Annotated in this window: 17 protein-coding genes; 7 read left to right on the plus strand and 10 right to left on the minus strand. The window is 42.3% G+C overall.

What is annotated here, in order from left to right; genetic code table 11:
- Positions 1-71 precede the first annotated feature (71 nt).
- The 4 genes from BM156_RS11580 to BM156_RS11595 all read right to left on the minus strand — a co-directional run bounded on the left by BM156_RS11580 (position 72) and on the right by BM156_RS11595 (position 7,032).
- Positions 72-1,772, minus strand: a complete 1,701-nt coding sequence (locus BM156_RS11580; RefSeq protein ID WP_093920035.1) for a SusD/RagB family nutrient-binding outer membrane lipoprotein — start codon at positions 1,770-1,772, stop codon at positions 72-74.
- Positions 1,773-1,791: 19 nt separating this feature from the next.
- Positions 1,792-4,887, minus strand: coding sequence for a SusC/RagA family TonB-linked outer membrane protein (locus BM156_RS11585; protein WP_093920036.1), 3,096 nt, complete (start codon positions 4,885-4,887; stop codon positions 1,792-1,794).
- Between the two features lie 46 nt (positions 4,888-4,933).
- On the minus strand, positions 4,934-6,178 hold the full coding sequence (locus BM156_RS11590) for an ROK family transcriptional regulator (RefSeq protein WP_093920037.1): 1,245 nt from the start codon (positions 6,176-6,178) through the stop codon (positions 4,934-4,936).
- A 470-nt stretch (positions 6,179-6,648) separates the two neighbouring features.
- Entirely contained in the window at positions 6,649-7,032 is a 384-nt protein-coding gene (locus BM156_RS11595; protein WP_212733498.1) for a VOC family protein, read from the minus strand.
- Between the two features lie 195 nt (positions 7,033-7,227).
- Here BM156_RS11595 and surE point away from each other — a divergent pair, with 195 nt between their 5' ends.
- Both surE and BM156_RS11605 read left to right on the plus strand, forming a co-directional pair.
- Complete coding sequence (surE, locus tag BM156_RS11600; protein WP_244525739.1) at positions 7,228-8,052, plus strand: 5'/3'-nucleotidase SurE; 825 nt, start codon at positions 7,228-7,230, stop codon at positions 8,050-8,052.
- The gene (locus BM156_RS11605; RefSeq protein ID WP_139218269.1) at positions 8,040-8,354 is read left to right on the plus strand and encodes a hypothetical protein; all 315 of its coding nucleotides are present in this window, start codon (positions 8,040-8,042) and stop codon (positions 8,352-8,354) included. The genes surE and BM156_RS11605 overlap by 13 nt, the downstream gene beginning before the upstream one ends.
- Positions 8,355-8,375: 21 nt before the next feature.
- Here the strand turns inward: BM156_RS11605 and BM156_RS20940 are convergent, their stop codons facing one another.
- Together BM156_RS20940 and BM156_RS11615 are read right to left on the minus strand one after the other, a co-directional pair.
- On the minus strand, positions 8,376-8,777 hold the full coding sequence (locus BM156_RS20940) for a DUF2752 domain-containing protein (protein ID WP_212733499.1): 402 nt from the start codon (positions 8,775-8,777) through the stop codon (positions 8,376-8,378).
- Positions 8,749-9,027, minus strand: a complete 279-nt coding sequence (locus BM156_RS11615; RefSeq protein WP_093920041.1) for a CD225/dispanin family protein — start codon at positions 9,025-9,027, stop codon at positions 8,749-8,751. Before BM156_RS11615 ends, BM156_RS20940 begins: the two co-directional genes overlap by 29 nt.
- 190 nt (positions 9,028-9,217) lie before the next feature.
- Here BM156_RS11615 and lpxB point away from each other — a divergent pair, with 190 nt between their 5' ends.
- From lpxB to BM156_RS11640, 5 genes are all read left to right on the plus strand, one after another.
- Positions 9,218-10,351, plus strand: a complete 1,134-nt coding sequence (lpxB, locus tag BM156_RS11620) for a lipid-A-disaccharide synthase (protein ID WP_093920136.1) — start codon at positions 9,218-9,220, stop codon at positions 10,349-10,351.
- 39 nt (positions 10,352-10,390) lie between these two features.
- Positions 10,391-12,805, plus strand: a complete 2,415-nt coding sequence (gene gldG, locus BM156_RS11625; RefSeq protein WP_093920042.1) for a gliding motility-associated ABC transporter substrate-binding protein GldG — start codon at positions 10,391-10,393, stop codon at positions 12,803-12,805.
- A gap of 130 nt (positions 12,806-12,935) precedes the next feature.
- A complete protein-coding gene (gene dnaN / locus BM156_RS11630; RefSeq protein WP_093920043.1) occupies positions 12,936-14,066 on the plus strand; it encodes a DNA polymerase III subunit beta in 1,131 nt (376 codons plus the stop codon).
- Positions 14,067-14,182: 116 nt separating this feature from the next.
- On the plus strand, positions 14,183-14,986 hold the full coding sequence (locus BM156_RS11635; RefSeq protein ID WP_093920044.1) for a 3'-5' exonuclease: 804 nt from the start codon (positions 14,183-14,185) through the stop codon (positions 14,984-14,986).
- 50 nt (positions 14,987-15,036) lie between these two features.
- Complete coding sequence (locus tag BM156_RS11640) at positions 15,037-15,651, plus strand: fumarylacetoacetate hydrolase family protein (RefSeq protein WP_093920045.1); 615 nt, start codon at positions 15,037-15,039, stop codon at positions 15,649-15,651.
- A gap of 1 nt (position 15,652) precedes the next feature.
- Here BM156_RS11640 and BM156_RS11645 read toward each other — a convergent pair whose 3' ends face one another.
- The 4 genes from BM156_RS11645 to BM156_RS11660 form a co-directional block, all read right to left on the minus strand.
- Positions 15,653-16,099 (minus strand): hypothetical protein, encoded by a 447-nt coding sequence (locus BM156_RS11645; RefSeq protein WP_093920046.1) that lies wholly within the window; start codon positions 16,097-16,099, stop codon positions 15,653-15,655.
- Positions 16,032-17,576 carry a beta-N-acetylhexosaminidase gene (locus tag BM156_RS11650; protein WP_093920047.1) on the minus strand — a complete coding sequence of 515 codons (1,545 nt, stop codon included), beginning with the start codon at positions 17,574-17,576 and terminating at the stop codon, positions 16,032-16,034. The genes BM156_RS11645 and BM156_RS11650 overlap by 68 nt, the downstream gene beginning before the upstream one ends.
- Positions 17,577-17,691: 115 nt before the next feature.
- Positions 17,692-19,053, minus strand: coding sequence for an alanine/glycine:cation symporter family protein (locus tag BM156_RS11655; RefSeq protein ID WP_093920048.1), 1,362 nt, complete (start codon positions 19,051-19,053; stop codon positions 17,692-17,694).
- Between the two features lie 98 nt (positions 19,054-19,151).
- On the minus strand, positions 19,152-20,195 hold the full coding sequence (locus tag BM156_RS11660) for an NAD(P)/FAD-dependent oxidoreductase (RefSeq protein WP_093920049.1): 1,044 nt from the start codon (positions 20,193-20,195) through the stop codon (positions 19,152-19,154).
- Positions 20,196-20,198 lie beyond the last annotated feature (3 nt).

Raw genomic sequence — 20,198 nt, forward strand, 5'->3', positions numbered from 1 at the left:
ATGGTCGTAAAAAAAAGCCTTTCAGATTTTTTCCGAAAGGCTTCTTGTTAGCTAGAGTTTATTTATTGAACTTATTTGGCCCACCACAATTTGGTGTCTTGTGTGTTGGGGCCTTGAATGCCGATTGCAATATTAACATTGGCACCATTAGTGTTAATGGCTTGATTACCGTAGCGCATGCGCTGTGGGTAGTCGCCGTTGATATCTCCTGCTGCGAAAATATCAAAGTCGCTTACTCCTTGAGCAAGTTCTGTGGGGTAGCCTGTGTCGCGAACAATTGCCCAAGCTTCAAAGCCATCGGTGTAGGAAACGATCCAGCGTTGGGTGGCAATTTTCTCAAGCATTTCGTCGGTAGAACCATTTAGTTGTGCCATATCTTCTTCTGCGAGGAAGGTTTCAATTGCACCGCTGTTTACATCCCAAAGCAGCATTGCTTGGCGAATTCCTTCTTGGTAATGGGCTTGAGCATCTCCACTTCCAAAACCTTTAACAATGGCTTCTGCTTGTAGAAAGTGGCCCTCCGCTGCAGTCATTGCAATTTCAGGGAACATGTCACCAGAACCTTTTCTTTGAATTACGATTTCAGCTGGAGTTGACCAGAATCCATAAGCAGAGTATGGATAGGTGTCGCCATTCAGACGAGTTGGTTGGCCGATGTAATAAAAGTTCTCGGCCATTTCAATTGTTACCACTTTTTTACCTTTGTCATTGACGCCATCTGTGCGTGTGTATTCTGCTCCTGCTTCTTCCAGAACGGCAAGGACATAGTCAACTCGTTTGTCGAACAATGCAGCTTCTGGTCCGTCGGGCTCAACAAATTCGTTGGTGCCACCTGCTGCGGGTTTTGCATATTTCTCTAAACGAGGATCGTTGTTGTTTCGAAGGTTGTCTATAAGTGTTTTTCCGACAGTCCAATCAGAGCCTGTTCCGAAATTGTACCATACATCGCCATAAGCAGCACTGCTCCATTGTGATTGGATTTCATCTTTTTGTAATAGGCAGTTCTCATCGCTAGCTTCCAAAAGAGGAGCTCCGAGAGCTTGTGTAATGGCAGATTGAGCAAAGTCCGCACCTGGGGCTCCGTAAGCCCGTAGTCCCATTCTTAGTTTTAAAGTGTTTGCTAGCTTCTTCCATTTTTGCAGGTCGCCATCAAAATAGAGGTCGTTATCGCCAACATCGTCTACGTTGGAGCCGGTCTTGGTTTCATCGCCAATGATTTGCATGGCTTCGTCCAATTCAGCTATTATTCCTTGGTAGATGACTGCTTGCTCATCGAATTTGGGGAGGGTGATATCTGGGTTTCCTGCTTCGGAGTAGGGAAGCATTCCGAAAACATCGGTATACATCTGGAAGTAGAGTCCTTTCATGACCAGTCCAATTGCATACATGTACTGGTTTTCAAATTCACCTCCCGTTTTCACCAGTTTCATGTAGTTGTCAAGGTTTCCGAGATAGCCAGCAAGCCATCCCCAAGAAGCATCTGTGTAACCACTATTGTAGGCATAGCCTAAGGCATCAGACCACCAGCTTCCGTTGAAGCCAAAGCAGAAATGTCCTGCGTAGCGGTCAGCGTGGATTAAGTGTGCCCTCCAGTATGGGAAACGGTCTGGAGCATACAGCCGAACCTGAGGGCCGGTAAGGAAGAATTTCGCGCTTACTTCGTCTTTGGTAAATGCATCCGGTTTGATATTCATTTCATCAAAATCCGAAGTACAGTTGCTCATGACGGTAACCATGAATAGTAAAATCAGTAATCTATATATTGCTTTCATTGTCTATTATTTTTTTGGGTTAAAATTTAATATTCAGATTGACCCCAATACTTCGGTTGGTGGGTAGGTTATATGATAAGATACCCTGCCCATTGTTACCGGTACCCAAACTTGCTTCCGGGTCGACATGATCAATGTCTTTATAAATAAAGAAGAGGTTTCGACCAATTAATCCAACCGTGGCGCTTTGAATGAATGTGCCATCGAAAACAGATCTTGGAACTTTGTAGGATAATACCATTTCCCGAAGTCTTACGTTGGTTTGGTCGAATACGTAGTTGGAGGCTATGCCTGAATAGGCACTCCAATAATCTTGTCCACTAATTTTGATGGTGTTTGCGGTGAATCCACTTTCTTCATCACCAATTACACCGTCAACAACAATTCCTTCTTCTCTGTACTGCAATGTTTTTGGAGTTACACCACTACCATCCAGAGCTGCTTCGGTTGCTGAGTAGATTTCTCCTCCAACGCGCGCGTCGATTAAGAAACGCAGGGAAAGGTTCTTATAGCTGAGGCTGTTGGTGAGACCACCAATCCAGTCGGGCTGTGCATTTCCTAGCTTTTCTTTGTCGGCAGATGCTCGTGGTTTTCCTTCATCATTTAGCCAGATGTCTCCATTGCTGTTGCGTCGCCAAGTTGTCCCCCAGATATCCAGGAAGCCTCCGTTTACTGTTGCTTGAATGTTGAGGTTTCCAGAATTGGTTGTATTTAATACGTGGCTCTCTAAGCCTTCGATTAAGTCTTTAAGTTTATTCTCATTTTTAGAGAAGTTGAACGATACATCCCATTTGAAGTTACTTGTCTGGACAGGAACACCGCCAACTAGAATCTCAATACCGGTATTCTCCATTTCTCCAATGTTTTCTCTGAAGTTAGAATAGCCAGTAGCTGCCGGTACTGGTACATTGTATATTAAATCCTCTGTTTTGATGTTGTACCAAGAGATGTCGGTGTATAGACGATTGCTCAGCAAGCTAGCTTCCAATCCTACTTCAAACGATGTAATGTTCTCTGGTTTTAAGTCAGGATTGAATTTAGTAGATGGCCTGGAGAGTTGTGTTCTTCCTAAATAGCCGTCTTGGGCAATGTTGAAGTAGTCGTAAAGCTGATAAACGCCAGTGTCGTTACCTACCTGAGCCCAGCTGGTTCTCAGTTTCATGATGTTGAAGACTGTGTTCTCTGGATCGAAGAAATGATCAGTCAAAATGGAAAAACTAACAGATGGATAAAAGTATGATCTGTTGTCTTTGGATAGTGCTGATGACCAGTCGTTCCTTGCAGTCAGATCCAAGTAGACAAAGTCTTGGTAGGAGAGACTTGCTGAGGCATATAGCGAGTTTACTTCTTTTTCCTGTAAAGGAGTATTTGTTGGGCGAATTGTTCTTGCATTGTTCAGGAATACTCTTGTTGGAATTTTAAAGTCTTCCGCAAAAATAGTCATCGCATCATACATACGGTAGGAATGGTTTCCTCCTGCTTGAGCGGCTAAGCTGAAATCTTGCGTGATGTCTTTGTCGAACATGAGTAAGAAGTCTGCATTGGTTTCAGCTGATCTGGATTGGCTGACATTCATCCTACCAGATGTGTAGAAGTGGTGTCCTGGTTTGCTAATGCTATTCCCTTTCACATTGGCTACGTCGGTTCCAATTCTTATAAAAGCGGATAGCCAGTCTGTGAAATCATAGGATACCTTGGTGAAGCCAATGAAGCGCTCTCTCCTGTTAGTGTTTTCGTCATGGCGCAAAATCCAATATGGGTTTGCTCCCAGAATGCTATACGAGATTGAGTTTAACGATTCTTCTGGTTTTTGGAACGTTTCTAAGTCACGAATATCCACATTTCGCGGCATACCTAGAACATAGGCCAATACGCCTTCAGAGCCCTGTGAGACTCTGTTGGTCAAGTCCTGTATAAAGTAGGTGGCTTTTGCATCGACTTTAAATTTGTCGGTCAGGTTGGCCGTTCCACGTAGGTTGAAACTGTGGCTATTGAGTTTTGAATTAGGTAATACCGATTCGGTGAAGTTATTGGTGTAGGAGAAGCGTACGCTAAAGTCTTTGCTTCCACCATCAAGAGCTACCGAATTGATGTATTTGCCTGCTGTTCTAAAGAAGTCTTCCACATTGGAGGATTGGGCTACATAGGGCCTTTCTTCTCCGGTGTAGTAAAGTTGGCTGCTTCCGTCCATTTTTGGGCCCCAAGAGCCAGCGCTCTGTTTGAGCTCGTCAACAGTTGCCGGGATGTTTCCCTGAGTTCCTTGACCGTATTCGTTTTGGTAGTCGGGCAGTTCCATTGGGTTGTCAAAGGTGATGTTTGAGTTAATGGAAACGCCGAGTCCTTGCCCTTTTTTTCCTGTTTTGGTTGTGATAAGCAATACACCATTACCGGCACGTGATCCATATAGTGCTGCTGCGTTCGGGCCTTTCAAAACAGATATCGATGCAATGTCATCTGGATTGATGTCGGTGATACCACCGCCTGTTACGGTACTGGAATATACACTACCGCCACTGTTGGATCCTCTATCGTCAATTGGAACACCATCCACAACAATCAGTGGCTGGTTGTTTCCGGTGATAGAATTGTTACCGCGAATGACAACCCGTGATCCACTACCCGGGCCACCCGTTCCTTGGGTGATGACAACCCCTGCTACTTTTCCGGCAAGAGAGTTTAGGGCGTTGTGGTCTTTGACCAATGCAATTTCATCGCTTCCGACTTCGGTAACTGCATATCCCAGGGCTTTCTTTTCCCTTGAGATACCAAGGGCTGTTACGACAACTTCATCCAGTCCGGTAGTTTCAGGATCCATGACAAGGTTGTAGGTTGCTGAACTGGATACTGTTGTTCGATGAGTTTGCATACCAATAAAAGAGAATGCAACTTCTGATCCGGAAGGAACATTGAGTGTGTAAAAACCATCCAGGTTAGTGATGGTTCCAGTAGTCGTTCCTTCAATAACAACAGAGACTCCGGGGAGCGGAGCTCCATCTTCTGAGCTGGTGACAGTTCCGGAAATTGTTACCGTTTGTGCGGCGATAAAGCCTGTTCCAGCTAAAAGTACTAAGAGTGTGAGTAAGTACTTCCCTAACCATTTTTTTCTTCGATTCATAGAGTTAAGTTTACATAATTAATAAAAGATAAATATTAGGTAAATTTTAAGAGAGATAATACGGTCCAACTGACTTGTCGCTGAATATCTTCTGAAAAACCATGACGGCAACTCCCTTTAATCCTGAGTGTTCTCCCATTTCCGAAATCTCAATTTTGACATTGTTTAGAATACTTTCCAAACAGTATTGATTAAGGGTTTGCTGTATTGGTACTAAAACATATTGCTGGGCTTTTGCCAGTGGTCCGTTGAGTACGATTAATTCGGGGTTATATAGCTGGATGAGGATGGAAAGTCCCCATGCCAGCTTTTTACTTAGTTCATTTAGTAATGATATCGAGAGTTCGTCACCATTCTTCGCACACTGTATAATATTTTGAATGGTCAGTTTTGTCGGCTCGTTCTTAAATCTTTTAGTAAGTTGTGATACTGCTCCTTTTTTTATTTGCTCCCGAGTCATATTGAGTAGGGTTTGGGCAGAGGCAATGGTTTGTAAGCAGCCTTGTTTGCCGCACTCGCAAAGTTGTCCTTCAGGCAAAACTCGAATGTGGCTGAACTCGCCAGCACTTCCGCTGCTTCCCTGAAAAATTTGGCCGTTTAAAATAACGCCAAGCCCGAGTCCCCAGTGCCAGTTAAGTACCAAGGTGTTTTGTGTTTTCTGTGCCTTCCCGAAGACAAATTCTCCTAGTGCTTGCATGCGAGCATCGTTTTCAATGTATATCGGAATATCAAATTGTTGACTCAGGCGGTGTTTTATATTCTGTAGGGCTGGATTTTTGATGGTTCTGTTGATTCCGTTATCGGTATCGATTAACCCAGGCATACTGACGCCGATAGCAATGATCTGGTTGCGATTTAAGTGAGATTCTTGTAGTAATGTTTTTAGTGCTTTTTCCGCTTGGAGTGGAAAGTCAGGATCATTAATTGTTGTGTCAAATTCGTATATCGAAGATATTGTCTTGTTGAGGCTGTTAAATATAGTTGCCTTTGCGTTATGGTGTCCAAGCTCGATGGAAAGAATGTGAAATGCATCTGAGGCGTGGCTGTATAGGGCAGGTCGTCTTCCTCCTTTCGATTCTCCAACTCCTGGAATGTAGACGATTCTCTCGTGGATTAGATCATCCAGTACAGCTCGAATTGTGGGAAGACTGACATGTGTTTTTTTGCTTAAAGAAGATGCTGTTTGCGGATGCTTTTTGTATAAAAAAAGAAGTATCTGCATTCGCAATTTATAGCGCCTTAGTTCACTGATCGCCATTCGCTCCGTATCCTCTGTCCTGCGTGTTACCATATAGCTTTCCTGTTACAAGCAATAATGCGCTGGAGGATTTTAGCAAGTAGTAGTCGTAATAGTAAAAGTTTTTCTTTTCTAAATACTTAAACGAAAATACTTTAAAAAGTTTTTAAATGATAGTTATCAAAAATGTTAAAAAACATACTCGTGAGTATCTTTTTAGACTGTATTGATGACTGTTTATGTCAATTTGATTTTTATATATTTGTTTTTCATTTTTATTGATTATGTTTTTGTAAACTTGTAAAGGAAATGTGTGCTATAAAGCAATAGTCTTTGTTTGAATATCAACAAAAGGATAGCTTTTTGTTGATATTACGGTTTATGAAAAATGAAACATAAATGAATAAAAAGTTACATAAATAGGAGAAAATGCGCTTTAATTCACCTTTTTTTATTTGTTTTTTGTGCTTTTTTTAGAGGATTTAAAGAACAAAAAGTTTAGTTTATTACTTGTAAGCTTTCTTTTAGTCAGGTGAGTGTACGCACACATGATTTCCCTCCGTGTCTTCGAAAATTGCAAAGTAGCCAATCTCATCAGTTATTTTCGTTTTGGGTTGAATGATTTTACCATTCGCAGGCTCTATTCGATTAAGTACTTTGGTTAAGTCTTTGCCTCCATTCAGGTATACTTTGGTGCCTAATGCACTAGGCGTGTAACCATGTCCCTGGACAATGGCTCCGCCAACACCTTTTGATTCGGGATCCATCGGAAAGAATCCCATTCGAAGTGACCCCATCATTTGCTCGTATAGTTCACAATTCAAAATTGAAGAATAAAAAGCTTTTGCCCGTTCAAAGTTTAAAACAGGAATTTCAGCCCAAACAATCGCATCTTTAAGGTTTTCCATATTCATAAGTTTTTATTTTTAGTTTAACGAGGCTCGCAATCAGTAGGTTCCATTGGGGATAAAATAGCAGCGTTTTTTTTAGTCAATCGAGAGGAGAAGCTTATCTTTGTGGTTCGCAAAAAGTTGTCCTGTTGTGAAATGAATAGGAGTTTTTATTCTTCAAATTCACAGCGGATAAGAATTAAAAAATCATCGATGCTTCTCTATCTGAGAAACAGGAAGGTAGAGTATGCAGACGAAATGAATAGTTTTATGGAGATGAAAGAACGCCCATTGATTTTTATCACGAATGATGATGGTATCGAAGCTAAAGGTTTAAAAGAGGTGGCCGAAGTTATGCGTCTTTTTGGCGATGTTGTTGTTGTGGCTCCGGAGATGGCTATGTCTGGAATGTCGAGCGCGATCTCAGTGGAAAGGCCACTTCGAGCGACAAAGGTACACGAAGAAGAAGGTTACATTGCTTATAAGTGCAGTGGAACTCCGGTTGATTGTGTGAAGCTTGGCTTTAATCATTTAGTTGAACGCTTGCCAGATTTTGTAATCTCAGGCATTAATCATGGTGCGAACTCTTCCATTAGCGTGGTGTATTCCGGAACAATGGGAGCAGCGATTGAAGGCTGCTTGCATGGGGTGCCTTCAATTGGCTTTTCGTTGTGCGATTATGCACCTGATGCCGATTTTTCGAAAGCTAAAATGTGGGTTGCAAGAGTGTTTCAATCAGTTTTTGAAAAAAGTTTACCTCCATTTGTCTGTTTAAATGTGAATATTCCAAAAGGTAATATCGAAGGTATTGAAGTATGTCGGCAAGCTGCGGGAAAATGGGTTGAGGAGCTGGAAAAACGCACTGACCCTCATCAGCGTGAGTACTATTGGTTGGCCGGATATTTCAAGAATTTTGAACCGGATGTGGAAGGTACGGACATGCATGCCTTGGATAATCAAAAGGTATCCGTGGTGCCTGTTAATGTTGATATGACTTGCAGAGAGACTTTTATGCAAATGAGAGATTGGCAATTCTAATGGGGCGTTCATCCAATCATATTAATCACCTGAAATATGGTTTTTGGCCGGGGCTCGTTTTTCCGCTAATCATGTTTGTATTGATGTACCTGGTGCGTTACAATGAGGTTGGTCTTGGAGATTACCTGAAGAACTTATGGCGTTTCCAGATTCTTATAAAACTGATGTCGCTCTGTGTTTTGCCCAACTTGCTCTTGTTTTTGGTTTTCTTTCAGAAAAAATATGATTTGGCTGCCCGTGGTGTATTGATGGCTACTTTCATCTATGCCTTTTTAGTTATTATTTCGGTGGCTTTTCAATAGACTAGAAGCCCTCTTCTTTTATTATAGATCACAGATATTCCTGATAATCCAGAATCCAATTATAATTGTAAGGATTAGAAAAATTGCTGTTGTTCCATAAAGTGATTTCCGAAATTGCAGAATCTTTGGTGAAGGATTCTTTTTTAGATCAAGATAAATTCCCATTAAAATATAAGGAAGGGATATTATTAAAAGCGGATTCGATTTGAAAGATCGACCTATATTTAAATGTAATAAATGGTGAATTGCTCGCTGTGATCCACAGCCAGCACATTTATATCCAGTTATTAATTTAAAAGGACAGGAGGGAAAGTGATTTGTAGTTTCGGGATTATAGCTCCAATAGTTCAGAACGATAAATCCTAATAGTAAACTAATGACGATCCATTTTATTTTAGCTTGCCAAGAATCCAGCTGCAACACCCAAGATCATTAATATGAAATAAATGGCAATTCCTGCGATTCCGATAAAGAATCCTATTTTTGTCCACTTTCCAGCTTCACTTGATGCTCGCTGGGCTCCTTCTACGTCTTTTGCATAAAAACGGGATTCAACTTTAGCTGCGTTGACAATCCCTGCAATTCCAAATGGAAGGCAACAAAATAGGGTTACTAAAATTGATTCAACCAACCATGTTTTTGGCGGTCTTTGATTCATTGGTTGATTTTCCATCTCTTATTTTTAGTATTAATTAATTCTGTGATCGAAAGTAGCACTTTTCTGTCAAACTAAAAATGGAAAAATATTTTATATGTATCTTTTTTATGAATGGTATACATATGGCTTTCCCGATTTTTGGAGCTACTTTTGTGGCTCTGTTTTGAGAAAAGAATTGAGGGATAGTGTTTTAATTTGCGAAACTATGAAGTACTATTTTATTGCAGGCGAAGCTTCTGGTGACTTACATGCATCAAATTTGATTGAAGCATTGAAAAAGCAAGATGCAGAAGCAGATGTTCGTGGCTTTGGCGGAGAGCTGATGGAAGCTGCGGGTATGAGCTTGGTAAAGCATTATCGGGAAATGGCTTTTATGGGATTTATTCCGGTACTTCTGAACTTGAGAACCATCAAGCGAAATTTTAAAACTTGCGAAGCTGACTTGTTGAGTTTCAAACCTGACGTGTTGGTGCTGGTTGATTATCCTGGTTTCAATTTAAGAATGGCTGAGTTTGCTCAAAAGCATGGCATTCGTGTTTACTACTATATCTCACCAAAAATCTGGGCCTGGAAGAAACATCGTATCAAGCAAATTAAAGCTCATGTCGACGAGATGTTTACGATCCTTCCGTTTGAAACTGACTTTTATAAGGAGTTAGGGTATTCGGTGAATTATGTTGGAAACCCCGTGCTGGACGCGGTGGTTAAAAGACCGGCCAAGCCTGATTTTGACACATTTATTGCTGAAAATAACTTACCATCAAAACCGATTGTTGCCTTGTTGCCGGGAAGTCGATTGCAGGAAATTAACTCCCTATTGCCCCGAATGCTTGAAGCTGCCTCTGCTTTTTCAGAGGATTATCAGTTGGTGATAACCGCTGCACCTAATGTGGAGCTTTCGGTCTACGAAAAGCTAACGGATGGTTATGCTGTGCGTTTAGTTGAAAATCAAACCTACGAGGTGTTGCAGCAAGCTAAAGTTGCTGTTCTGGCCTCAGGAACAGTCTCGCTGGAAGCCGGTATTTTGCGTTGTCCGCAAATTGTATGTTACCGGATGGCGGGGGGCGCTTTCTTTTTCTGGATTGGTCAGAACGTATTGAATATTTCCTGGGTATCATTGGTGAATTTGATTTTGAAAAAGGAAGCAGTAAGAGAATTGCTGCAACATCGTTGTTCGGTGACCAATATCCGACAGGAGTTGGGAAGGCTTTTGAATGAGTCAACTTATCGTAAAAGACAGTTGAACGATTATGAGGAGTTGCATCGCCAGCTAGGCGAAGCAGGAGCCTCGGAGCGGGCTGCCGCCATGATCATTGAGAAATTGAACGAAAAAAAGTAATCTTTTTCTATCTTCGTTTGAGCAAAAACGAAACCAAGCATGTACAGTTTATTTCGCAAGGAAATCACCGTTTTTTTTGGATCGCTTACTGGCTATTTAATTGCCTTTGTTTTTTTAATTGCCAATGGCTTGTTCTTGTGGGTATTACCCGGAAATTACAACCTGTTGGATAATGGTTATGCAAGCCTGGATAGCTACTTTGCTTTGGCTCCATGGATTTTTCTATTTCTGGTTCCGGCCTTGACAATGCGTTTGTTTGCAGAGGAACGTCGATTGGGAACACTGGAAATTTTGGTGACCCACCCACTGTCGTTATTGCAATTGGTGTGGGCTAAATACCTGGCGGGGCTTGTCTTGGTCTTGATCTGTCTGCTTCCAACTTTAATTTATTTTTACTCCATTTATTGGTTGGGTAACCCGATAGGTAATTGGGATGGAGGAGCTGCCTGGGGATCATTTATTGGTCTGTTTTGTTTGGCTGCGGCCTATGTCGCCATTGGTGTCTTGGCTTCAGCATTGACTGACAACCCGGTAGTTGCTTTTGTGGTTGGCTTATTGGGTTCTTTTCTGGCTTATCTGGGATTCGAATTTGCCGCTTCATTAAATTGGACTCCGGCAATTAATGAGTTGCTAATCAACTTGGGGATCAATGAACATTACTTGTCGATGAGCAGGGGAGTGATCGATTCGCGCGATGTAATTTATTTTCTGGCTTTTACTTTTACCTTGTTGGTCCTGACGAGCTTAATGATTCAGTCAAGACTGAAAGCATTAAAAACGCAGCTTAAAAAAATAGCTTGGCTAGTTGGTGGATTGGCGGTTTTGCTTGTCGTTTCTTCAAACTGGTTTTTCCGAGTCGATTTAACTGCTGAAAAACGCTATACCTTGTCTCCGGTGTCCGAGCAAATTATCGGTCAGTTGGAAGCTCCTGTTAAGGTGGATGTTTTTCTGGAAGGTGAGTTGCCTCCGGGCTTTCGAAAGTTACAACAAGCAGTTGTTGAGAAACTTCAGGATTTGAATTCGTATGCCGATTTTCGGATCCGCTTTGAAAAGCTGGATCCGTACGAACTGGTCAATACTTCGAAGGAGCAAGAAAAATTGTTTGATCGCCTGGTGAGTTTGGGCTTACGTCCGACTGATTTGCGCCTACAGCGTGATGAGGGAACCGTAACCAAGCTGATTTTCCCGGGAGCAGTTATCAAATACAAAGATTACGATATAGGTATAAACTTTTTGAAAAATAACCCTTCGTTATCAGCTGAAGAGAACCTGAATCAATCGATTGAGACCCTGGAGTACGAGTTGATGCGTGCGTTTAAGCAATTGGTTGACGATAACCGTCCTGAGCTTGCTTTTCTGGGAGGACATGGAGAATTGGATGAGCCGGAAACCCGGGATATCCGCCAAACTTTATCCGAGAACTTTACAATTTCAGATTTGAGCGCAAGTGATCTTTTCCATCGAGATACTTTGCCTGATGTACTTGTTATTGCTGATCCTGTCCGGGCTTTTCCGGAGCCCGATAAGTTTTTGCTTGATCAATATCTGATGCGAGGGGGCAAACTGGTGTGGCTGCTTGATCCGGTTCAGGTAAGTTTGGATAGCCTGAGTAGGGGGGAGACAACTATTGCTTTTCCTCGTGATCTGAATTTGAATGATCAGTTATTTCGCTATGGTGTTCGCATTAATACCAACTTGGTTCAGGATGTTGAATGCCTGATGATTCCTGTTAACACGGCACCAGTAGGAAGTGCCCCGAAATATACTCCGGCTCCTTGGTATTATTCGCCATTGCTAAGTCCGGCACAAGATCATGAACTGAGCCGCAACCTTAATCGGGTGAAAGCGGAGTTTGTGAGTTCCATTGATTTGGTTGGGAATGATGAGCAAGTCAGAAAGTCAGTTATTTTGCATACTTCGGCTTACTCCCGAAGTGTACAAACTCCCCTTGAGGTTAGCTTGCAAAGCATCAATAATCCACCTTCGCAAAGTTTGTTTAACGAACAAAAGCTAGCTGTTGGCGTGTTATTGGAAGGGCAGTTTCAGTCTGTTTTCAAAAACCGGGTACTCACTGATTTTAATGCGCAACGTATTCCAGTGGTGGAGCAGTCAAAAAATGCAAAAATGATTGTGCTGGCTGATGGAAGTTTAATCGCGAACCAAGTGTCCCGAAGAAATGGGCAAATTCAAACCCTTCCTTTAGGCTACGATCGCTACTCGCAACAGACCTTTGGGAACCGGGATTTTCTGGTCAATGCCATCAATTATTTGTGCGATGAAGACGGATTGATGGCTTTACGGTCGCAAGCGTTCAAAATTCGCTTGCTGGATAAAGTGAAAATTAGGGAGCAGCGCTTCTTCTGGCAGTTAATAAATGTGGTTTTACCTTTGTTGGTAATTGCCTTGTTTGGGGTGATTTTCAATGTGATTCGAAGGTACCGTTATAGCCGTTAATTACTTTGTATAAAAACTGCCAGGAAAGCATAGGTTTAAAAATGCAAAGTTTGTATATTCGTATGATTGTGCACCGAAATCGTTCGTTAAAAGCACGGGAAAATAGGTCAAAAATTTAAAATAGATATCAATGAAATTTGTTGTTTCCAGTACCGAATTACTGAGTCATCTGAATGCCATCAGTAAGGTGATTAGTTCAAAAAATACATTACCCATCTTGGATAATTATTTATTTCAACTGGAAGATAATCGCTTGACGATTACTGCTTCGGACTTAGAGTCGACATTAATAACCAGCCTCGAATTGGATAATACAGAAGGAAATGGTGATGTTGCAGTTCCGGCCAAGTTGCTGAATGATACCCTGAAAGAGTTTCCAGAGCAACCACTGACTTTTCAGATTAATACTGAAACATCAGCTATTGATATTTATTCGGAGAACGGTAAATTCAGTATTGTTGGTCAAAATGGGGAAGATTTCCCAGAGCTTCCAGAATTGAAAGAAGAAGCAACTGCAACCATCGAAGTGAATCACGATGTACTGTTTAATGGAATTACCAAAACCTTATTCGCAACTGCTGACGATGAGTTGCGTCCGGTGATGAATGGTATTTTCATTGAATTGGGAACAGAGGATTTAACCTTTGTGGCTTCTGATGCACACAAATTGGTTCGTTACAAGCGTAGCGATGCCAAGGCAGAAGTGGAGTCGTCTTTTATTCTGCCTAAAAAACCAGCTGCTTTGCTGAAGAACTTGCTTCCAAAAGAAGAGTTTGATGTGAAGCTTCAGTTTGATGATAAAAATGCCTTTTTTACCTTAAGCAACTACAAGTTGATTTGTCGTTTGGTAGAAGGTAATTATCCAAGTTACAACTCCGTAATTCCGACCAACAACTCCAATAAAATGATTGTTGACCGTTTGGAATTGTACAATACAATTAGACGGGTATCTGTATTTGCCAACCAGGCAAGTAACCTGATAAAAATGCATATTGACGATAACCAATTGGTGGTTTCTGCTCAGGATGTCGATTTCTCAATTTCAGCTGTCGAGCGTTTGAAATGTCAATACGAAGGCGATGAAATTGAAATTGGCTTTAAATCTACTTTCCTACAGGAAATTTTGTCAAATCTTTCTTCAGGTGATGTGAAAGTGGAGCTTTCAGATCCAACGCGTGCCGGCTTATTGCTGCCTGCTGAAAAGGATTTTGAAGAAGAAGATGTGTTGATGCTACTCATGCCAATGATGATTAATGCGTAAATTGTAACTGAATAACATGCTAAAACCTAACAAGATTTGTTTTGTTAGGTTTTTTTGTTTTAGTTAATCTAAAAAATAGCTTGCAGCAACAGGTGTAAGCCAAAATGTAAAAAGAAATGAACTTAAATTTAAAGAACCCACTGGTTTTTCTAGACCTTGAAACCACGGGGATCAATGTTGTAACCGATCGTATTGTCGAAATAGCATTATTAAAAATACACCCGGATGGAAGGGAAGAGGAACGCGATTTACGAATCAATCCAGAGATGCCTATTCCAGAACAATCCAGCAAAATTCATGGTATCTATGATGATGATGTGAAAGATGCTCCAACCTTTAAGGAAGTGGCGAAGACCTTGGCTAACTTTCTGGAAGGTGCTGATTTAGCCGGGTTTAACTCAAATCGTTTTGACATTCCTCTGTTGGCCGAAGAGTTTCTTCGGGTCGGAGTAGATGTCGATTTTAAAAAGCGTAAGTTTATTGATGTTCAGGCTATTTTCCATAAAATGGAGAAAAGGACTTTGGCGGCTGCTTTCAAGTTTTATTGCCATCAGGAGTTGGTGGATGCCCACAGTGCTATGGCAGATACCAAAGCCACCTATGATGTGCTGAAAGCTCAGTTAGATGTTTATGAGGAAACAGAGTATGAAGACAATAAAGGTATTAAAACTGTGCCTATTAAGAACGATGTTAATGCCTTGAGTGAATTTTCTTCTTACGATCGGAATGTTGATTTCGTTGGAAGAATTGTTTATGATGAGAATGGTGTCGAGGTCTTTAACTTTGGGAAAAACAAAGGTGTACCGGTCGAAAAAGTTTTACGTGAGCAGCCTGGTTATTTTGGCTGGATTATCAACAGCGAATTTCCGCTTTACACCAAGAAAGTACTGACAGCCATTAAGCTTCGGATGAAGGATTGATCCTGAAATCGCTGGCTTTAAGCAGATAACTTTAACAAAATACGAAGCCAATGAAAATCATTTGTATCGGACGAAATTACAGTGAACATGTTCGGGAGTTGAACAATGAGATACCGGATGAACCGGTTATTTTCATGAAACCAGACTCGGCCCTATTGCGGAACAACGACCCTTTCTACATTCCTGACTTTAGCGAGGATGTTCATTATGAGTGTGAGTTGATTGTTCGCATTAACCGCTTGGGTAAAAACATTGAACCACGCTTTGCCAACCGCTATTTCGATGAAGTTGGCTTGGGTGTTGATTTTACTGCGCGTGATTTGCAAAATATGCTAAAGGACAAAGGTTTGCCTTGGGAGAAAGCAAAGGCGTTTGACCGGTCGGCTGTCATTTCTTCAAGCTTTGTTGCCAAAGAGGAATTACCCGATTTAAACTCCATCAAATTTCAGCTAAAAAAGAATGGAGAGTTGGTACAACGTGGCGATTCGGCTTACATGCTTTTTGCCATTGATGAGTTGATTAGCCAGGTCTCGAAGTACTTTACTCTTAAAATTGGTGATCTGATTTATACCGGAACTCCGGCAGGAGTTGGGCCTGTGGCTATTGGCGATCGCTTGGAAGGCTTTTTGGAAGGTAAAAAGCTCTTCGATTTCGAAGTGAAATAATTCAGGAAAAAGGAAAAAAATTTACAATAGAACAAGCCGAATTTTCAAGCCAAGCTAACTGGTTTGAGAATTCGGCTTTTGTGTTTTCTGATTGGCAGGTTTCGAGCGAGCTCATCCTTACTATTGGTGCTGTCCTGCAATGGATCGAGGTTCCCTGCGTTAGTCCGAGGCGTTCTGCGTTGGTTTTTTGCTTTCCTGCGCCGCAGGATTCATTAATGCTATTGCAGGACGGTAATAAAGATCGCAGGGACTTGAAAAAATGAAGCAGGGCGGCAGCAATAGCTGCAGGAAAGGGGAAAGCTGTTGCAGGATAATAAAAGAAGTCGCAGGAGCCGGTAAATGAAAAAGGCTGCCCGTTTAAGACAGCCTTTTTCGATAAATTATTTGTTCCAGGGAACGAGTTTTGATCGGTAATAATTGATTCCCCAAGTATCGTATTGATTGCCATGAGCAGCTAGGCGAACTTTGTATTCATCCCAGCTTTTTCCTTCAGTTGGCGACCAGCCAATTTCAGCATATCCAGCTAAACGAGGGAATACCAGGTACTCCATATCGGCCCGATTGGTAACGGTTTCAGTCCACAGAGGAGCTTCAATTCCCAGAATATTATCGCGGCCAATTTCTTTTTCCAGTTTGACTGGATCCCAGTCGTAGCCAGTATCTACTTCTACATACCCAGCCCAGTGCAAACCTAGTGGCGACAAAGAGTCGTATTGCATGTCCAGGTAGGCTTTTTTAGCTGGTGACATAATCACTTTTACACCTTGCTGAACGGCGTTTTTAGCATTCTCAGCACTTGACCAGTATTGAGCAATACTACGCTTATCCAATTTAGCGAGCGTTACTTCATCCCAGCCAATCATGGTTTTCCCGTGGGCATAAACGAGGTCTTGTACCCGTTCGATAAAAGGAATGTAGTCTTCTTTTTTGGTTACATGTGATTCATCTCCACCGATGTGGATGTAAGGGCCGGGAGTTAGTGATGCCAACTCTCCAATCACATCATCGATAAATGCATAGGTAATTTCCTTGTCGGTACAGAGGGTGCTAAAACCAACTTCAGTTCCGGTATAAAGCTCCGTGGCTTTACCATCGCAGTTGAGTTCAGCATACGACGCCAGCGCTGCATTGGTATGGCCAGGCATATCAATTTCAGGAATGATGGTAATGAAGCGCTCAGCAGCGTAGTTCACCAAATCAGTATATTGTTCCTGGGTGAAGAAACCACCTTCGCCACCGCCAACTTCGGTGCTTCCACCAATTTCGGTCAGCTTTGGCCACGATTTAATTTCAATGCGCCAGCCTTGGTCATCAGTCAGGTGAAGGTGTAGAACGTTAAACTTGTAGTAAGCCATCAGGTCCATAAAGTGCTTCACATCTTCGGCTCCTAAAAAGTGACGGGCTACATCAAGCATGGTGCCACGGAATTCATATTCCGGGAAGTCGTGAATTGTTCCGGTTGGAATCATCCAATCAGCTTGTTGAACGCTACTACTTGCTATGGAAAGCGGTAACAGCTGACGAATCGTTTGAATTCCGCGGAAAGCTCCTTCTGCCTTGTTGACTTGAAGGGTTAGCAGTTTTTTGTCGATTTGTAATGCATAGCCTTCATTTCCTAATTCAGAATCATTGGTTGTGGTCAGGAAGATACCTTCAGAGGGGGCTTCGCTGACCGCTTCGACGGTCAATTGAAAGCCAGTGGCAGGAGTTAGCTTGTCTTGCAGGTATTGGGCTGTTGCTTCAAGGTTTGAGCCTGCCTGAACATAGATCTTGGTTTGCTCGGATAGTCGAAAAGCTTTCCCGGTAGCCGTAACGGATACTGGCTTGGGAATAACGTTGTTTTGGGTTAAATCGGTTGGCTCCTCGGGTGCGCAGGAAAGCAACCCAGAGATAATCGCCAAAAGGAGTAAAACGTTTTTGTTCATGGTTGAATTTTTCTATGATTTAGTTCAAAAATAATTGGGACTAAGGTATAAAAAACATGGCTATTATTATAGCAAATAAAGAGCGCTGTTAAAACAAATTAGCTTAGTTAACTCTTTAAAATTGTTTGAGTTCAAGCTTTTTGAAATAGACCCGTGCTGCCTTCTTTACATGGCCTGAAAGCAGGATTGCACTAATCATTGTAGGGAACGCCATAAGGGCAAAGGCCAGGTCGAAAAAGCTAACGACCACTTTAAGCTGAGCAACTGCTCCAACAACCACAAGCACAACGACGGCATAATGATACCAATTTTGATAACGGGCGCCAGCGACAAAACTCAAACACTTACTGCCGTAATAGGGAAAGGCAAACATGGTTGACAGGGCAAAAAAGCTGACACAGATGGTTAACAAATAGCTGCCATAAGGAATGACCTGCTCAAAGGCCTCGGCTGTGAGCGTAATTCCATCGGCTTCGCTATGCTTCCATACTCCCGTAATGATAATTGCCAGAGCCGTCATGGTACAAATGATGATGGTGTCAATGATGGGGCCAAGCATGGCTACTAATCCTTCACGAATGGGCTCATTGGTTTTTGCAGCACCATGGGCCATTGGGGCTGTGCCAACTCCAGCTTCGTTGGAAAATGCTGCGCGCCGAACTCCGGTAATAATGATGGCTCCCAGCGAACCACCAAGAACTGCTTTGCCCGTAAAGGCGTCTTCAAAAATTAAAAGAAAGCTGGGGATGATCTGATCCGTGTTTGATAGAATAATGAATAAAATGGCAATGACATAAACAACCACCATCATAGGAACAACTCTACCCGTAACTTTCCCAATTCGTTTTACCCCACCTAAAATGACAAGGGCAACAATTGCTGCCAGGCACAGGCCAATTATGAGGTTGCTGGTAAAAGAGCTAGTAAGTCCGTTTTGTTCTAAGAAAATATCGCCAATGGCTTGGGTGAGTTGGTTAGCCTGAAACAATGGAAGTACTCCTAGCATGGCTGCAATTGAAAAGAAGAGAGCCATGGGTTTCCACTTCTTGCCAAGTCCTTCAGTAATGACATACATGGGGCCTCCCTGGATTTCACCTGCACTGTCTTTTCCGCGATACATAACAGCAAGTGAGCAGGTGAAAAATTTGGTGGCTACACCAATTAAGGCAGAGACCCACATCCAAAATACCGCACCGGGGCCTCCGGTGGTGATAGCAATTGCCACTCCACTGACATTCCCCATCCCAACTGTGCCGGCTAAGGCAGTTGCCAATGCCTGGAAGTGATGTAGCTGGCCGTCTTCTTCAGGATCATCATATTTCCCTCGTAAAATCTGGATGGCATGTCCAATGTATTTGATTGGGGCTAGTCGCGAGAGAAAGAGGAAGTAAAGGCCTCCTCCCAATAATAGAATGAGTAGAGGGGCACCCCAAATGAGATCAGATAAATTAATGATGATTTCGCCGAATTTTTCCAAAGGCTATTTTTTTCTTATTCGCTAAAATACACTTTTAACTTTAGGAATATAAGCGAATTGCAATTTTATTGAGGACATCCTGATACGACTTGGCGAACTTAGAAATAACGATTGATGTGGACTTCGGGATGAAGTGTTTGATCTTTTTCGCATAAGTAACGGGCAAATTGATTGGCAAAATAGGGACCGAGCATAGTGCCCTTGGAGCCTAGCCCATTGAAAATTCCTACTTGGGGGAACTTGGGATGAAGCCCTAAAACCGGACGTCGGTCGTGTGTCGTTGGGCGAATTCCTGCCCGGTGATCCACCACCTCATACGAATCAGAGAAGAGCCTGTTGAGCTTTTCTGTGAGTTCAATTTTTGCTTGCTCGTTTGGCGTAGTCGTTAGATCATCCCAATCGTAGGTTGCCCCCAACCGGAAAAATTGATCTCCCTCGGGCATTAAAAACAGGGCTTTGTTGAGGATGAAGTTTTCATCGTAAGTGGTCGTTTTTATCCGGAGCACTTCTCCTTTGGTATGCTTAAACTGAAGGTTTTTGAAAAACGGATTTTGGGAAACGGCATGGCCTTCACAGAAAATGACTTTTTGGGCTTCCAAGTCTTGGTAACTGACTCGGTCTTCCTGTAGAATGAGTTTCTCCCAATCTACTTTTTCAAATCGAATCCGGTTTTGCTTTTGAAGCTGTTGCCTCATGCTCTCAATCAGTTGCTTGAGGTCAATACGTCCGCTTTGAGAAACTGTGCCAACTCCAAACGGAGCATGAATGTATGGCGAACTGATTTGTTCGGGATTTTCAAGCAGGTAGTTCTGGAGCTTGTTTGAATTTACCTTTTTCCGCCAAAATTCATCTTCTCCTTTACCCAGTACTTTTTTGATTTGGAGTGGGTAAAACAAGCGAGTGCCGAATTTTTGCTCCAGCTCTGCATAGGTATTGAGCAATTGGGGGTAAAGTTCATCAATGAGCCAGCTTTTGGTTAGTCGCCTAAAAACAACAGGATTAATAACTCCTGCTGCAACTTCAGAGGCTTTGGGCTGCTCCGGATTGTCCAGCACCATGCACGACTTCCCTTGTTTGTTTAAGGCGTGTACAAGCAAGGTGCCAGCCAATCCTTGTCCGATAATCAGGTAATCAAATTTCATTAC

The organism is Sunxiuqinia elliptica, from assembly GCF_900113005.1.
GTDB lineage: Bacteria > Bacteroidota > Bacteroidia > Bacteroidales > Prolixibacteraceae > Sunxiuqinia > Sunxiuqinia elliptica.

What these genes read in the sequence shown, in the direction of transcription:
- BM156_RS11590 (WP_093920037.1), bottom strand. Translation starts at nt 6,178, where the DNA reads ATGGTAACACGCAGGACAGAGGATACGGAGCGAATGGCGATCAGTGAA.
- BM156_RS11580 (WP_093920035.1), bottom strand. Translation starts at nt 1,772, where the DNA reads ATGAAAGCAATATATAGATTACTGATTTTACTATTCATGGTTACCGTC.
- dnaN (WP_093920043.1), top strand. Translation starts at nt 12,936, where the DNA reads ATGAAATTTGTTGTTTCCAGTACCGAATTACTGAGTCATCTGAATGCC.
- gldG (WP_093920042.1), top strand. Translation starts at nt 10,391, where the DNA reads ATGTACAGTTTATTTCGCAAGGAAATCACCGTTTTTTTTGGATCGCTT.
- BM156_RS11660 (WP_093920049.1), bottom strand. Translation starts at nt 20,195, where the DNA reads ATGAAATTTGATTACCTGATTATCGGACAAGGATTGGCTGGCACCTTG.
- BM156_RS11585 (WP_093920036.1), bottom strand. Translation starts at nt 4,887, where the DNA reads ATGAATCGAAGAAAAAAATGGTTAGGGAAGTACTTACTCACACTCTTA.
- lpxB (WP_093920136.1), top strand. Translation starts at nt 9,218, where the DNA reads ATGAAGTACTATTTTATTGCAGGCGAAGCTTCTGGTGACTTACATGCA.
- BM156_RS11645 (WP_093920046.1), bottom strand. Translation starts at nt 16,099, where the DNA reads ATGGCAATCAATACGATACTTGGGGAATCAATTATTACCGATCAAAAC.
- BM156_RS11615 (WP_093920041.1), bottom strand. Translation starts at nt 9,027, where the DNA reads ATGGAAAATCAACCAATGAATCAAAGACCGCCAAAAACATGGTTGGTT.
- BM156_RS11640 (WP_093920045.1), top strand. Translation starts at nt 15,037, where the DNA reads ATGAAAATCATTTGTATCGGACGAAATTACAGTGAACATGTTCGGGAG.
- BM156_RS11595 (WP_212733498.1), bottom strand. Translation starts at nt 7,032, where the DNA reads ATGGAAAACCTTAAAGATGCGATTGTTTGGGCTGAAATTCCTGTTTTA.
- BM156_RS11650 (WP_093920047.1), bottom strand. Translation starts at nt 17,576, where the DNA reads ATGAACAAAAACGTTTTACTCCTTTTGGCGATTATCTCTGGGTTGCTT.
- surE (WP_244525739.1), top strand. Translation starts at nt 7,228, where the DNA reads ATGCTTCTCTATCTGAGAAACAGGAAGGTAGAGTATGCAGACGAAATG.
- BM156_RS11635 (WP_093920044.1), top strand. Translation starts at nt 14,183, where the DNA reads ATGAACTTAAATTTAAAGAACCCACTGGTTTTTCTAGACCTTGAAACC.